We start from the raw sequence: 13,197 nt of genomic DNA, 5'->3' as shown, positions 1-13,197 counted from the left end.
TGGAATCTCTTTGAAAATCTAGAGCTGTTGTAAATTTTGTATTAAGACTTAATAAATTCAAAACCACACAATTAGTAAGAAATGTGTTAAAGAATATTATTGCCATTTTCACTTCTCAGGATAAAACAAAGAGTGGTACTTTAATGTCGCGAATGGCTCAAAATCAAGAAATTGGATTGGGATCAGATACATATTCTCTAGGCATAAATCAATTTGAAGGAAACTTAACAGATATCATTGAACTTGTTAGAGAAAAGAATGTTCCAATAATAATATCTACTTTGGCCAGCAATATAAAGGATCAAATTCCTTTTGTATCAAAAAAGGATAATGAACAAGAAGATGCCAGAACAATTTATAAATATGCTCAAAATGAATATCAGAATCTAAATTTTAAAAAAGCGGATTCTCTTTTTCGGTTGGCGAAAGATCTTGATCAACTTAGATTTAGAGCACCCGATGAAATAAATGGATTAATTAAAAATCTTGGTAATAAATTCAATATTCCAATTGTTAATGCCGATTCGATATTATCTCATAATTCTACAAATGGAATTATTGGAAAAAATTTGATGACCATTCTTGGAAATCACCGTTGGTGACATCCAGAAAATGGTAGAAACTTGGCTATTTTCATTATAATATCTTTGAGTTAGCTATCTTTTTCCATATTGTTTATGCAACATTGGGGTTCACTCAACATTCGACGCTCATTCGTCCATCCATCGACAAAACATCCTGGCCAAACAAACCAAAAACAACAAATTGCAATCACCAAATATAAGATAAATTTCAAATAGTTAAATCACAATTAGGGTTGTCAACAAATAGTTGTTTGGAATTTGGCGTTTTCGTCATTGTGATTTTGTTATTTGTCTTTAATTTTCTGAAATGAGAAACAGGAATTTTATGATTGAGATGCAGAATCACAAGTATGTCTCAGGGCGGCCTCCAGCCGCCGGGTTTAAACGGCTCACCCTTTTCCCTGGAAACCCACCGTTATCTGTTCACCTTCGACAATCACGGGAATTTTTCGCTGACCATTGGAGAGCACCAGCATTTTTTCCAATGCGTGGGGATCATCGATCACACTGACGTATTCAACCGATCTGTTTTTTCTGGCGTAGGCCTCACGGGCTGCCAACGTATGGGGTCACGAGTTTTTACCGAAGATCGTTACCTTTGCGGTCATGGCCTTCTCCCATGTTTTAACTTTGGTATGGCAGTCGGTGATAGGTGCAGGTCCTGTTTGAATTGAATGGTAATCAACATATCCTCAAGGGCCGATATTGTCAATGTTTACGCATTGACATCGGTTACGGCGGTTGATAAATAAATTAGGTTTGAATAAAGGGATCATTCCCTTTTTTTGTTTGTGAGAGATCTGACTGGCCGGTATTCAGGAAACGGCGCAGGCTGCCTTAACAGGCTGTTAATTGCGACTTAGTTGGTGCCTTGCCCACCAGAATACCGGCAGAATTCAGGGACAACATGACAACAGCCCAATCCAGAACCCTTCGGATCGTCAATGATCTCGGATTGCATGCGCGATCCGCCGCCAAGATGGCCAAACTGGCCGGAGAGGCCAGCGGGGGGGTATGGATCATGAAAAACGGCAACACGGCAGACGCCACATCCATGCTGGACATCCTGACACTTGCCTGCCCCGCGGGCACGGAGATCACCGTCAGCATCGATGATGAAGCAGATGTGAATACCCTGGAACGCATCGCGGCACTGGTTCGATCCGGGTTTGGAGAATAACCGTTCATGGAAAATCAGGAACACCAGGAAATCATCCTCAGGGGCATCGGCGGATCCCCTGGAATATGCATCGGTAAAGCCTACCTGGTGGACAAAGAGGGTGTGGATGTCGTCAAAAAGTATGTGATCCGTGATGAATCACGATCTGCAGAAGTGGGCCGCTTCAAGACGGCGGTAAAAAAAGCCCGGACTGCGCTGCGTCGCATCATCGACACCACTCCCGAAGAACTTCGCCAGCATACGCAGATTTTAGAGACCCACATGCTGCTCCTGGAAGACAAGATGCTCTATGATCGGACGATCGACGTGATCGAGACAGAGCGCGTCAATGCCGAGTGGGCGCTGAAGAAGGTGGTTTCCCTGGTCAAGCCCATCTTCGAGAACATGTCCGATGACTACCTCAAGCAGCGGGCAGAGGATATCACCCATGTGTCGGATCGCATCATGGAAAACCTGGTCGGTGCGGACCTGGTGGACATTGGGCGGATCGACAAGCGGGTGATCCTGGTGGCCCGGGACCTGTCTCCGGCGGAGACCAGCCAGATTCAGCTGGAGCGGATCAAGGGATTTGTCACCAACCGTGGCAGTCGGGCTTCCCACACCAGCATCATTGCCCGGACGCTTGAAATCCCCGCTGTTTTAGGGGTGGGCAACGCCACGCTGAAAATTAAAAATGACGACATTATTATCGTGGACGGCGAGACCGGCATCGTTGTGGTCAACCCAACCGAGAAGACGCTGCTGGAGACCGAGGAGCGCAGAGAGCAATACGAAATTCAAAAAGCGCTGATGGCCAGAAAAAGCCATCTGCCCGCCCGGACCAAGGACGGCGTCCGAATTTCCGTCATGGGCAACATCGAACTTCCCGAAGAGGTGGTTTCCGTGCTGGATCACGGCGGCGACGGCATCGGTTTATACCGGACTGAATTTCAATATCTCAGCCGTCCGGATTTTCCAACCGAAGAGATGCTGTTCGACAACTACAAAGGTGTGGTCGACGTCATGGGCGATCGGCCGGTGACCATCCGGACCCTCGATATCAACGGCGACAAGGCGGTGAATTATATCCGGGACAGCCACGAACTGAACCCGGCGTTGGGTCTTCGGGCCATCCGCTACTGCCTTCAAAAACCCGATATATTCAAAACCCAGCTTCGGGCGATCCTGCGGGCCGCGGCCTTCGGGGAGGTTCGCATTCTCGTTCCCATGATCTCAGGGATCGAAGAGGTTGAACAAACCATCGATCTGCTGGACGAGGCTGCCCAATGCCTGGAACAGCAGGGGGTTGCTCACAAACGGGATATCCCCCTGGGAATTATGATCGAAGTCCCATCGGCAGTGGTTACCGCTGACATTCTGGCCGAAAAGGTTGATTTTTTCAGCATTGGCACCAACGACCTGATCCAATACACACTGGCCATCGACCGGGGCAACCGGCATGTTGCCCACCTTCACCAGCCGTTGCATCCGGCCATACTCCGGATGATCAAGCGAACCTGCGATGTGGGCAGGGAAAAAGGCATCAAGACCTACATGTGCGGTGAGATGGCTGGAGAGCCGCTTTTTGCCCCCATTCTGCTTGGGCTGGGGGTGGATGAACTGAGCATGAACCCCCAGGCTATCCCCCTGGTGAAGAACGCCATCCGGTCAATCAATACCGCCGATCTGCGTGACTTTATGGATGTGGTGATGCGCAAGACCACCGCTGACGAGGTTCAGGAGCTGGTGGAGCGACACTTCGGTACCGTCGTTTCGCACATCGAGCCCGAACAACAGGAGCAGTAATCCCGTGGAAAAGCAACCGATCAAAGTGGTGGCGGAGAACCGCAAGGCCCGACACAATTACATTATCGAAGACAAGTATGAAGCCGGGATCGTGCTGGCCGGCACCGAGGTCAAATCCCTGCGGATGGGCAAGGCCAACCTCAAGGATTCCTACGCCCGCATCAAAAATGGCGAGGTTTTCGTCTACCAGATTCATATCGGCGCCTATCCCTTCGCCTACTTCGACAATCACAACCCCCTGCGTCCCAGAAAACTTTTGCTGCACGACTACGAAATCAAAAAGCTGTATGGCAAGGTCAATGAAAAGGGGTATTCGCTCATTCCGCTGAGGCTCTATTTCAGGGGGGGAAAGGCCAAACTCAGCCTGGCACTGGCCAGGGGCAAGCAGAGTCACGACAAGCGCGAAACCATCCGGCGCCGCGACCAGAAGCGGGAGCTGGATCGGGAACGAAAAAATAACCGATGATACCGGAAACAGGACCATACTCGGCCCCTCCGATCAGGACGATTCGGGCCTTGGGTGCAGGGATGGTCGCCAGAACCATGAATTCAACGCATCACCGATACAAGAAAAAACCGCCTGCGTTCACGGGCCCCCGGGAACGCTTAAGCCAGATGCTGGTCCGTATGCGCCAGCTGGAGGGCAACCCCCACTTTATCGCTCTGGGTATGGCGGTGGGTGTTTTCGTATCCATCACGCCGATCATTCCCCTGCAGACCATCGTTGCCATTGCCCTGGCCTTTCTGGTTCGGGGAAGTAAATCGGCGGCGGTGCTGGGCACATGGCTGAGTAACCCGCTTACCATCCCTGTGGTTTATTATGCCAACTACAAGCTGGGCTGCATGCTGTTGGGATACCAGAAAACACTGGATAGCATCGCCTTTGACTCATTCTCCCAGCTGATGGACCTGGGGCTGGAGGTCACCTGGGCCATGATCGTCGGCGGTGTGGTCATCGGGGCGGTTCTCGGCGCAGCGGCCTATTTCATCACCTTTCGCATATTCATTACCATCCGACGCCGGGCCCGGCAGGTCGATACCGATTCAAGGCCGCGGCCATGACATCGCCGCGGGCGCTGCTGACCGCCTGGAACATCCAGGCCAAGAAGCAGCTGGGGCAGAATTTTCTTAACGACCCCAACGTGGCCCGGGCCATCGTGAACAAAGCCGGTATCGCCGGCGATGATGTCGTGCTGGAGATCGGGCCCGGTCTGGGGGCCATGACCATTCCCGCGGCGGCGGTTGCCAGCCGGGTCATTGCCGTGGACAAGGACGGCCGAATCATCGATCTGCTCAGGACCGAGCTGCTGGCCGCCGACATCGATAATGTCGAGATTCGGGAAGCTGACATTCTCCGGGTGGACCTGAACGCGATCGCCCGCGACGCCAGCCGGCGGTTGGTGGTTTTGGGCAACCTTCCTTATAATATTTCATCCCAGGTGGTCGTCCAGTTGATCCACGCCCGAAGCCGGATCGACCGGGCGGTACTCATGCTGCAGAAAGAGATGGCCCAGCGCATCTGCGCCGGTCCCGGATCCAAAGACTACGGCCGACTGTCCGTCATGCTGGGGTATTGTGCACACACGCAGGTGCTGATGCAGGTGCGGGCGCCCTTGTTTTTTCCTGCCCCCAAGGTGGATTCCACTGTGATCGGCATCCGGTTTGCCAGTCCACCGCCCTTTCTAGCCGGTGACGAAGCCCTTCTTTTTCGTGTGGTCAAGGCGGCTTTCGGCAAGCGGCGCAAGACCCTGAGAAACGCGCTGTCCCAGAGCGATCTCGATCTGGTGCCAAGCACATGCGAACGGCTGCTTGCAGAGGCTCAAATCGATCCCAAGCGGCGGGCGGAGAGTCTTTCCGTGGCGGAATTTGTCCGTTTAAGCAACGTGATTGGTACCTATTGGTAAATCGTGCCATATGGTTTGGACGTTTATTACGACCCTGCATACAGCCTCGTGTATAGGGATAGCAACGTCAGTTTTCTTAGCCCCACCAACAGCTGCTGGTTCAAGAGAATCGACAATCGTATTAACCTGCGGCCATATTTCAAAAGCATTCTTTAATAAGGGTTTTTCCCCCGCACTATCCCCTTGATTATCCCATCTTGTCCTGTTGTGGTCGTTCAATTATCTAGTGTCCGTCCAGAAATAGGCAAATTGGGTCGAGATCAAGGCTTGCGAAAAATTTTACCGCAGGCGCCCCGAAGGAAGTGCCCTTGGGGTGCATATGTTTGATATTCTGAGGATAAAATTTTTCAAAAAACGCAGATATCGGGCAAATTGGTCATTTATGGATGGGCACTATCTAAATATTAAAGGGAGGTGGACTTCAATCATGGCTCCAGCGGTTATAGCTTAACGTATCCCACCATCACCGATAACGCATCAATCATTTAATGTCAGTCCTGCGTTCATTTTTGCCGTTTGCCCTCACATTGCTTTCTCATTAGAATTATACGCTATCCAAAGGAGGAGGGATGATATCTTCACCATGTAGGACATGTTCAAAGCGTCACATGCCCAAGGATTTGTGTATACAGGACTGCAAGAAAATAATCGCAATTCAAAAGCTTCAGCAACATATGCACTCTCCGCCTTATGCGAGTGGGATAGGCGCAGACTCAACCCCTTTTATCGTTGCAGAATCAAACTACAGCAGGATGGTTAAAAATTAAGGTCCATTAGTTGGTGAGAGAAATCCAAATACGCTCATCAGCAAGCCGGCTTTAAGCTTCAACATGCCGGCATCCATAATAAGGACCGTAAGCGGAGGTAAAAATCATTGTGACGATTTCAAAAGCAAGTATACTTGTTGTGGATGATGATGATTTAATAAGAGATGTAGTCTGCTTGATGCTTTCAACTCTGGGTTACGCGACCATTGCAGCCCAGGATGGGATCGAAGCGCTCGTCTGTATGAAAAACAATGATAGTATTCATTTAGTGCTGACTGACATCAACATTCCACAAATGGACGGCTGGGAACTTGCTCGTCACATCAAGGCGCTTAAACCCGAAGTGCCAATCGTTGCCTTCACCGGCGATTCACCTGACGTAATTCTACCAAGGCTCCCCGATAGCGAAATTAATCAGGCCCTCTTTAAGCCGCTTAGAATTGAGGTTCTAAGGGGTGAAATTTCAACTATTCTGCCATCAGAAGGGATAAAATACGCCAGTTAGCACGAAGGCAGTGCACTTGCTGTTCGCGCAGTGGCGAGAGAAAAACTACGATACTGATATTGGGATTCGGCAGTATGCCGCGTAGTTGTCGATTACACACCGATTTTTAAATATCTTCGATGATGCTTTCCGGTTGTGTTACATTGCGACAATATTGACGGATTCGTAAAAAGTCACCTGTCATGTCATTCCCGCGAAGGCGGGAATCTATAACTACCTGTTAATACTGGATCCCCGCCTTCGCGGGGACGACAACAAAACCGAAATTTCGACTTTTTACGAGTTCATCAATATTAGTTCTGCGATCTTTATCATAACCTGAAATGTCCAAAAGAAAACAGCAATTATTATATAACTGCAATGTGTTGGAGGCATCATAAATGATTAGATGCCCGATTTCATCACCCATCCGTATTTCAATTGGATTAATTAATCGGCTTGTCTAATCAGGCTTTATCACCATAACTGGTAATGTGCTCTGGAAGACTCTCATCTGTACCGTACATGAAATGCTTTTTCATATTCTCAGAATATCTGCTAGCAATCGGTGTTTTGCCCATTGCCTCGGCTACCTCACGTATGTGAATTGGTGCCGCACCACAGCATACTCCCAAATAGCGGATATTGTTGTTCCAAGCATCTTCTGCAAATTTCCTTATCTCATAGCGGTTACAATAAAGAGGATCCAAGGCAGTTGGAAAGGTTCTTCCATGAGGAGAAGAAACACTGATTCCGTTATTATCGTCAAGATTGAAAAATGTTGGTTGCAGTTCTGTTGTACGATAGGGAATCGGTAGTGCCGCCATATGACCCGATAAAGATTCTCGTATTTTCCTTAGATATGGCATCATTGTATTAGGACCTCTAAAACAGTTCATACCGACAACATCAGCCCCACGCTGTTCAAGCTCCTTACAGGCATCTATTATATCCCATTGGTCTCTAAGAATATTTTCTCCCATAGGGGCAATGGTGATTACGGCAGGTTTATTTGATTGTTGAATGGCCTCCAGAGCTGCAAAGGCTTCGCCAGCATAATAGAAGGTTTCCCCAATGAAATAATCCACACCTTCATCTACTGCCCACTGAACCATTTCTGAAAACATTTCTCTAACTTGCTTTTGACTACTCGAATCATCTGGGTTCCAAATATTGGAATTGGATATGTTACCAGCTACTAAATTCGGTTCCGAACCTTCAGGAACATCTGCGGCAACATCGTTTGCGATCTTTAAGGCAGCACGATTTAAAGGTTCCAATAGATCTTCCTTGCCTATTACACGCATTTTTTCTCTATGCCCATTATACGTAAAAGCTACAACAACGTCCGAGCCTGCATGTTGAAAGTCTTTATGGAGCGACTTCAGGGCTTCTGGGTTATCCAATGCTACTTCCGGAACAAATTCACCGGCTGTGAGATAGCCTCGTCTCTCCATTTCAAATAAATACCCTTCAGCACAAACAACTCCAGACGTTTCTAATCTTTGCAATAAGTCTCTTTTCATATAACCCCCTATAATCACTGATCAACGACCTGTGATTGACTTTAAATCAAACCACTATGTGGTCATAAAAGACGAGCTCATTTTTGAGCCGTTAATCCTACAAAAATGATACAATGTGGTATTTTATAGTACGATGTTAAGCACTTAAAATAGCATTATCAAATTCTTTATTTAAAAATTTAGCTAAATATTTTATTCAAGTTAGAAGAGGAGAATAAACTGGGCTAAATATTAGCATTTATAAAATCCGTCTAATCAGGATAGATTGAATCGAATCACCGAAGTGAGTGTCACTGCGACCAAAACCAATACCATTATAGCCAAGATGAGGTGTCGCTGGACGCTGGGTATACCCGCGAACCGAATCATGCAAAGGTAGGTACCGCTGCCTAGTGAGACTAACCCAAATAAGCCAGCAAGTAATCCTGAACCCCCATAAAACAAAATTCGCTCAGGTTCTTCGTCGATTCCAAGAATTCCTGTGTCGGGTATTTGGGAGGGGCCAATAAAAAGCAAAGATAGGGCCGCACTTTCAAGAAATATTACGATTCATGTCAAGTGTCCCGAAGCACTATTAATGCCATTGATCTCATTTCAGCAATGACTGATTGATTTTCCGGTGCCTTCTGAGCAGCTTGAGAACCTAAACTAGTGTCCATCCAGAAATAGGCAAATTGGGTTGAGATCAAGGCATGCGAAAAATTTAACCGCAGGTATATGGTTGATATTCAGAGGATAAAATTTTGAGCATAACGCAGATATCAGGCAACTTGGCCATTTGTGGATCGACACTAAACCAAACCGCGCAAGGTATTGAGGTCAGTATTGACTTGATTGTTCGCCAAGTTTGTTGAGTTTTTCTATTCTTTGGAGATGCCGGCCGCCTTCAAATTTGGATTGCAGCCAAGTCTCCACAATGCTGATCGCCGTAAGTTGACTTACCATCCGGGCACCTATGGAAATCATATTTGCATCATTGTGCTCCTTTGCGAGTCGAGCACTTTCGTCATTAAAGCAGAGGGCACATCGAATACCTTTAATTTTATTTGCAGCCATAGCTTCACCGTTGCCGCTGCCACCAATTACAATGCCGAGATGTTGCTTTCCTTCAGCAACACTTCTCGCAGCAGGGCATATGTAATCAGGGTAATCTACTGACATGTCACTATCAGTTCCAAAATCATAGACACTATATCCCTCATCCTTGAGATATCCCTTGAGCTTTTTCTTTAAGTGGTACCCAGCATGGTCTGCTGCAATTGCAATTCTCATTTTAATTCCCAATTAACGAACCTTTGAATTATGGGGTTTTAGTGAGGTGAGGCGAAAAAACGCTTAAATGATCTGAGGATGCCGCCCTCAGGTCGTATCCTATCTGGCAGAAGCCTTCTCTATGGAATCAACGACGATGGTACCCGGACGGACGGACCATCGAATATTGCGGTCATACAGCCGCAGGCCGAATTCTGTTTTATCGGAGTGGTTTTCCATGTAGGCGGGACGAGGGTCGGCGCGGAGCACCTGGACGACCAGTTCAGTGAACCCCGGATAGGTTTTTTCCGCCTCGGCACTGGCACACCGTCCCTGGTTCGAAAATTCAATTGAGATCGACGGTCGGGGCCGATCGGATGCATAGCCACCGTTCGCATCAGGAATCGAATCCGCATAGGGCAGATAGGGTTTGATGTCCAGAACGGGGGTTTGATCCAGCATGTCGATACCGGCCACGTCCAGCAGCAATTTACCATGCTCCCGGCGGACGCCTTCAAGGGTTACGCTGGACATGCCGATGGGATTGGGACGGAATCCGGACCGGCTGGCAAACACACCGATTCGCGTGTTGCCTCCCAGCCGTGGCGGCCGAACGGTGGGCTGCCACTTTTTGGCGCCGATACCATGAAAGACAAAAACGATCCATACATGCGAAAAGTCACTGAGCCCCCTGAACGCTTCGTCCCGATCATAGGGCGGCAGAATTTCGATGGTGGCACGGGCGGCAGGAACCAGTCGCGGCTGACGCGGAATGCCGAATTTTTCGGTAAAGCATGAGTGGACAATGCCAATGGGATGAAAGACGAAATCCGTGTCCATAAAGGCCTCAATTTTAGCTGAACGGCTGTTTTCAGGCAACAATTCGATCGTGTTGATAGCATACCCTGGCGTCTATGAACAGAGCGGGGGTGTTGAACCAATTTAACCTTGACAGGTCGCCGGCCCTCCTTCAGAATTCGATTCAGCAGGCGACGTGGATCTGCCGCTATTGATGCTTTTCTCAATACCCATCATTTACGGGGAGACAATGATGTTTAATCCGGAAAAACTACTCGGCGGATTAATCCGCAGCAGCACCCGGGGCAGCCGGGGGGGGCTTGGGGGCCTGATGTCAGGTGGCGCCGCCCTGGGGGTCCTGGGTGTGGCCATGGAAGCCGTTGAGCATTACATGAATAAATCCCAGGGTGCAGGCCCCTTACCCCAAACACCCGGGACACCGCCGCCCATTCCCGGTTCGGCTCCGCCATCTCCACCGGTTATGGAAAGGGCGTCGGCCGCTCCGCCACCGCCGCCCATGCCGGGGAAACCGGCGTCTGTGCCTCCTCCACCGGTGGCCGACGACCCGGCCGGCAACCCAGAGGCGGTGATTCTGATTCAGGCCATGATTGCCGCGGCCAATGCCGACGGCGTCATCGATCAGGCGGAGCGGGACAATATCCTGAAACGTCTGCAGGCCGTCGATCTCTCACCGGAGGAGCACGCCTTTGTCGTCCAGGAACTGCTTTCACCGGCGGATCTGGAAACAATCGTCGGCAATGTCAACCGCCCGGAACTGGCCCGGCAGGTTTACACCGTGTCCCTGATGGCCATCGAGGTGGACACAGAAAAGGAACGCCGGTACATGAGTACCCTGGCCAGCCGGCTGGGGCTGGATGAATCGACAGTTGAACAAATCCAGCGTAGCCTGGAACTGTGTTGAGGAGGGTCCAAGGGGTCGAGGATTTTAGGATTATCAAGGGAAGAAAAGGAATCCTGTCTTTTTAATCATCGACATCGCACAGCGAACCACGCCTTCGACATTCGTGATTGGATATTGGACATTCTGCGGTTCGCTTTTTCCCCGTTCCCTCGAATCCTTGAACCCTTTTTTTTAATTAGGAGGTCCCCTAAATGACCCAATGGTATCTGAGCTTTGACGGCAATCAAGTCGGCCCCATGGATCTCTCCCAGGCCATCGGCCAGGCCCGGCAGAATCCCAACGGATTCGCGTGGCGGGACGGGTTTGCCGAGTGGGAGCCCATCGCCAGCATCGCTGAACTCAATCCGGCACTCGGTGTTCCGGTGCCCACACCGCCACCGGCAGCTTCCCGCCCTGCAGGTGCGGACGAAATCGACTTCAAGATTTTCGGGGCCGAGATGCAGTTCGTCGAGGTGGAACTGGACCCCGGTGAAAGTGCCGTGGCCGAGGCCGGCGCCATGATGTACAAGGACAGCACCATCGAGATGCAGACCGTATTCGGGGATGCCTCGGCGCCTTCCAGTGGCGGCGGCGGATTCATGGACAAGCTCATGGGGGCGGGTAAAAGACTGCTTACCGGGGAAGGCCTTTTTATGACCGTGTTCACCCACACGGGCCAGGGCAAGGGCCACGTGGCATTCGGTGCCCCTTATCCGGGCAACATCATTCCCGTACCCCTGACCAGCGTCAATGGCTGCCTGATCTGTCAGAAGGACAGCTTCTTGTGTGCGGCCAAGGGGGTTTCCATCGGCATCCACCTGCAGAAAAAAATCCTGACCGGTCTCTTCGGCGGCGAAGGTTTCATTATGCAGAAACTGGAGGGGGACGGCATGGTTTTCGTGCATGCCGGCGGCACCGTGGTGGAGCGCCAGCTCAAGCCTGGCGAGGTGCTGGATGTGGACACCGGCTGCATCGTGGCCCTGGAAAAAACCGTGAACTTCGATATCCGCCAGGCGGGCAACATCAAGACGGCCCTGTTCGGCGGCGAGGGACTCTTTTTCGCGACCCTTCACGGGCCCGGCAGGATTTGGCTCCAATCCCTGCCCTTCTCGCGGCTGGCCGGCCGGATGCTCCAGGCCGCTCCCCAGCGCGGTGGCAGCCGGGGCGAAGGATCCCTCATGGGGTCGTTAGGCGGGCTGATCGACGGTGACAACCGGTTTTAGTAATTGCGGGATTAAGGAATTCAGGGATTAGGGGATTGGCAAAGTTCAATACTGCCTCCAATCCCCAATTCCTTAATTCGCCAATTCACTAATCAGGCATTCGTGAACGCTTCTACCATTACCTTCTCATACCACCCGTTGAGTCGCCACCCTTCCAGAAAACCGTTATGTCCGCCATAGGGCTGGACGATCAGGCGGGTCGCAGGGCTGGTGTGCAGGTCGTAAAAATCTTCCACAGGAATAATGGGGTCGTCTTCGGCAGTGATGATGGTGGTGGGGGTGGTGATTCCCTGAAGGTCGTTGTTGATGAGCGTATAATCGTTGAAGTAGGATCTGGCGCTGTCATAAGCGCTGTATCGTGCCAGGAGCCGTTCGGTCATCTCTCGGATATTGCCCACGTCCATGATGGCTGAAAAGTCATAGTGTTCCGGGAACAAACACTGTTTGACAGCCAGGGAGCGGCGCCATTTTTTCAGAAAGTATTTCAGAATAAACCGGCTGTTGTCGATACGGTCCGTGGCCTTGTCCGGATTCAGCACGGGGCTGATGCTGATGATCTGCTTCAGATCGTCGATGGGTTGCATGGCGCAGCGCCGGGCGATTCGCAGGGCAAAATTGCCGCCCAGGGAGAATCCGGCAAGCAACACCGGCTCTCCATGTTCTGCCTGGCTGATCTGGCGGACGGCATCGAACACTTCGTCAAGTAGCACCGCGTAGAAAATTCCGGTGTTCAGGTGGTGACTGCGGCCGTGGTCCCGCAGGTTCAGGCGGAATACATCGAAACCGCGGCTGAA

14 protein-coding genes are annotated in these 13,197 nt (G+C 50.4%); 9 read left to right on the top strand and 5 right to left on the bottom strand.

Annotated features, from left to right (window positions below; genetic code table 11):
- Positions 1-83 precede the first annotated feature (83 nt).
- Entirely contained in the window at positions 84-602 is a 519-nt protein-coding gene (locus tag QNK41_RS06720; protein ID WP_319255042.1) for a hypothetical protein, read from the top strand.
- Positions 603-973: 371 nt separating this feature from the next.
- On the opposite strand, the gene uxx1 is transcribed toward QNK41_RS06720, so the two are convergent.
- The gene (uxx1, locus tag QNK41_RS06715) at positions 974-1,192 is read right to left on the bottom strand and encodes a UXX-star selenoprotein family 1 (RefSeq protein ID WP_319255040.1); all 219 of its coding nucleotides are present in this window, start codon (positions 1,190-1,192) and stop codon (positions 974-976) included.
- A gap of 299 nt (positions 1,193-1,491) precedes the next feature.
- Between uxx1 and QNK41_RS06710 the strand changes: the two genes are divergently transcribed.
- From QNK41_RS06710 to QNK41_RS06685, 6 genes are all read left to right on the top strand, one after another.
- Positions 1,492-1,764 carry an HPr family phosphocarrier protein gene (locus QNK41_RS06710; protein ID WP_319255039.1) on the top strand — a complete coding sequence of 91 codons (273 nt, stop codon included), beginning with the start codon at positions 1,492-1,494 and terminating at the stop codon, positions 1,762-1,764.
- A gap of 6 nt (positions 1,765-1,770) precedes the next feature.
- Positions 1,771-3,549, top strand: a complete 1,779-nt coding sequence (ptsP, locus tag QNK41_RS06705; RefSeq protein ID WP_319255037.1) for a phosphoenolpyruvate--protein phosphotransferase — start codon at positions 1,771-1,773, stop codon at positions 3,547-3,549.
- Positions 3,550-3,553: 4 nt separating this feature from the next.
- On the top strand, positions 3,554-4,015 hold the full coding sequence (gene smpB / locus QNK41_RS06700) for an SsrA-binding protein SmpB (protein ID WP_319255035.1): 462 nt from the start codon (positions 3,554-3,556) through the stop codon (positions 4,013-4,015).
- 77 nt (positions 4,016-4,092) lie between these two features.
- Complete coding sequence (locus QNK41_RS06695; RefSeq protein ID WP_319255033.1) at positions 4,093-4,611, top strand: DUF2062 domain-containing protein; 519 nt, start codon at positions 4,093-4,095, stop codon at positions 4,609-4,611.
- Positions 4,608-5,453 carry a 16S rRNA (adenine(1518)-N(6)/adenine(1519)-N(6))-dimethyltransferase RsmA gene (gene rsmA, locus QNK41_RS06690; RefSeq protein ID WP_319255031.1) on the top strand — a complete coding sequence of 282 codons (846 nt, stop codon included), beginning with the start codon at positions 4,608-4,610 and terminating at the stop codon, positions 5,451-5,453. The genes QNK41_RS06695 and rsmA overlap by 4 nt, the downstream gene beginning before the upstream one ends.
- An 876-nt stretch (positions 5,454-6,329) precedes the next feature.
- Positions 6,330-6,725 carry a response regulator gene (locus QNK41_RS06685; protein WP_319255029.1) on the top strand — a complete coding sequence of 132 codons (396 nt, stop codon included), beginning with the start codon at positions 6,330-6,332 and terminating at the stop codon, positions 6,723-6,725.
- 446 nt (positions 6,726-7,171) lie between these two features.
- Here the strand turns inward: QNK41_RS06685 and QNK41_RS06680 are convergent, their stop codons facing one another.
- The 3 genes from QNK41_RS06680 to tsaA all read right to left on the bottom strand — a co-directional run bounded on the left by QNK41_RS06680 (position 7,172) and on the right by tsaA (position 10,321).
- A complete protein-coding gene (locus QNK41_RS06680; RefSeq protein ID WP_319255027.1) occupies positions 7,172-8,230 on the bottom strand; it encodes a homocysteine S-methyltransferase family protein in 1,059 nt (352 codons plus the stop codon).
- A gap of 819 nt (positions 8,231-9,049) precedes the next feature.
- Entirely contained in the window at positions 9,050-9,502 is a 453-nt protein-coding gene (rpiB, locus tag QNK41_RS06675) for a ribose 5-phosphate isomerase B (protein ID WP_319255025.1), read from the bottom strand.
- Positions 9,503-9,601: 99 nt separating this feature from the next.
- Entirely contained in the window at positions 9,602-10,321 is a 720-nt protein-coding gene (gene tsaA, locus QNK41_RS06670) for a tRNA (N6-threonylcarbamoyladenosine(37)-N6)-methyltransferase TrmO (RefSeq protein WP_319255023.1), read from the bottom strand.
- Between the two features lie 154 nt (positions 10,322-10,475).
- On the opposite strand from tsaA, the gene QNK41_RS06665 reads away from it, so the two are divergent.
- Positions 10,476-11,201, top strand: coding sequence for a tellurite resistance TerB family protein (locus QNK41_RS06665; RefSeq protein WP_319255021.1), 726 nt, complete (start codon positions 10,476-10,478; stop codon positions 11,199-11,201).
- A 191-nt stretch (positions 11,202-11,392) separates the two neighbouring features.
- A complete protein-coding gene (locus QNK41_RS06655; protein WP_413815124.1) occupies positions 11,393-12,403 on the top strand; it encodes a TIGR00266 family protein in 1,011 nt (336 codons plus the stop codon).
- Positions 12,404-12,495: 92 nt separating this feature from the next.
- Here QNK41_RS06655 and QNK41_RS06650 read toward each other — a convergent pair.
- On the bottom strand, positions 12,496-13,197 hold a 702-nt coding region (locus QNK41_RS06650; RefSeq protein WP_319255019.1), incomplete at its 5' end, for an alpha/beta fold hydrolase.

The organism is Desulfosarcina sp. (assembly GCF_033791525.1).
Taxonomy (GTDB): domain Bacteria; phylum Desulfobacterota; class Desulfobacteria; order Desulfobacterales; family Desulfosarcinaceae; genus Desulfosarcina.
Note: the sequence above shows the minus strand (reverse complement) of the source record. Positions and strands in the feature narration are given on the sequence as shown.

What these genes read in the sequence shown, in the direction of transcription:
- rsmA (WP_319255031.1), top strand. Translation starts at nt 4,608, where the DNA reads ATGACATCGCCGCGGGCGCTGCTGACCGCCTGGAACATCCAGGCCAAG.
- ptsP (WP_319255037.1), top strand. Translation starts at nt 1,771, where the DNA reads ATGGAAAATCAGGAACACCAGGAAATCATCCTCAGGGGCATCGGCGGA.
- tsaA (WP_319255023.1), bottom strand. Translation starts at nt 10,321, where the DNA reads ATGGACACGGATTTCGTCTTTCATCCCATTGGCATTGTCCACTCATGC.
- QNK41_RS06655 (WP_413815124.1), top strand. Translation starts at nt 11,393, where the DNA reads ATGACCCAATGGTATCTGAGCTTTGACGGCAATCAAGTCGGCCCCATG.
- rpiB (WP_319255025.1), bottom strand. Translation starts at nt 9,502, where the DNA reads ATGAGAATTGCAATTGCAGCAGACCATGCTGGGTACCACTTAAAGAAA.
- QNK41_RS06680 (WP_319255027.1), bottom strand. Translation starts at nt 8,230, where the DNA reads ATGAAAAGAGACTTATTGCAAAGATTAGAAACGTCTGGAGTTGTTTGT.
- QNK41_RS06710 (WP_319255039.1), top strand. Translation starts at nt 1,492, where the DNA reads ATGACAACAGCCCAATCCAGAACCCTTCGGATCGTCAATGATCTCGGA.
- QNK41_RS06695 (WP_319255033.1), top strand. Translation starts at nt 4,093, where the DNA reads ATGAATTCAACGCATCACCGATACAAGAAAAAACCGCCTGCGTTCACG.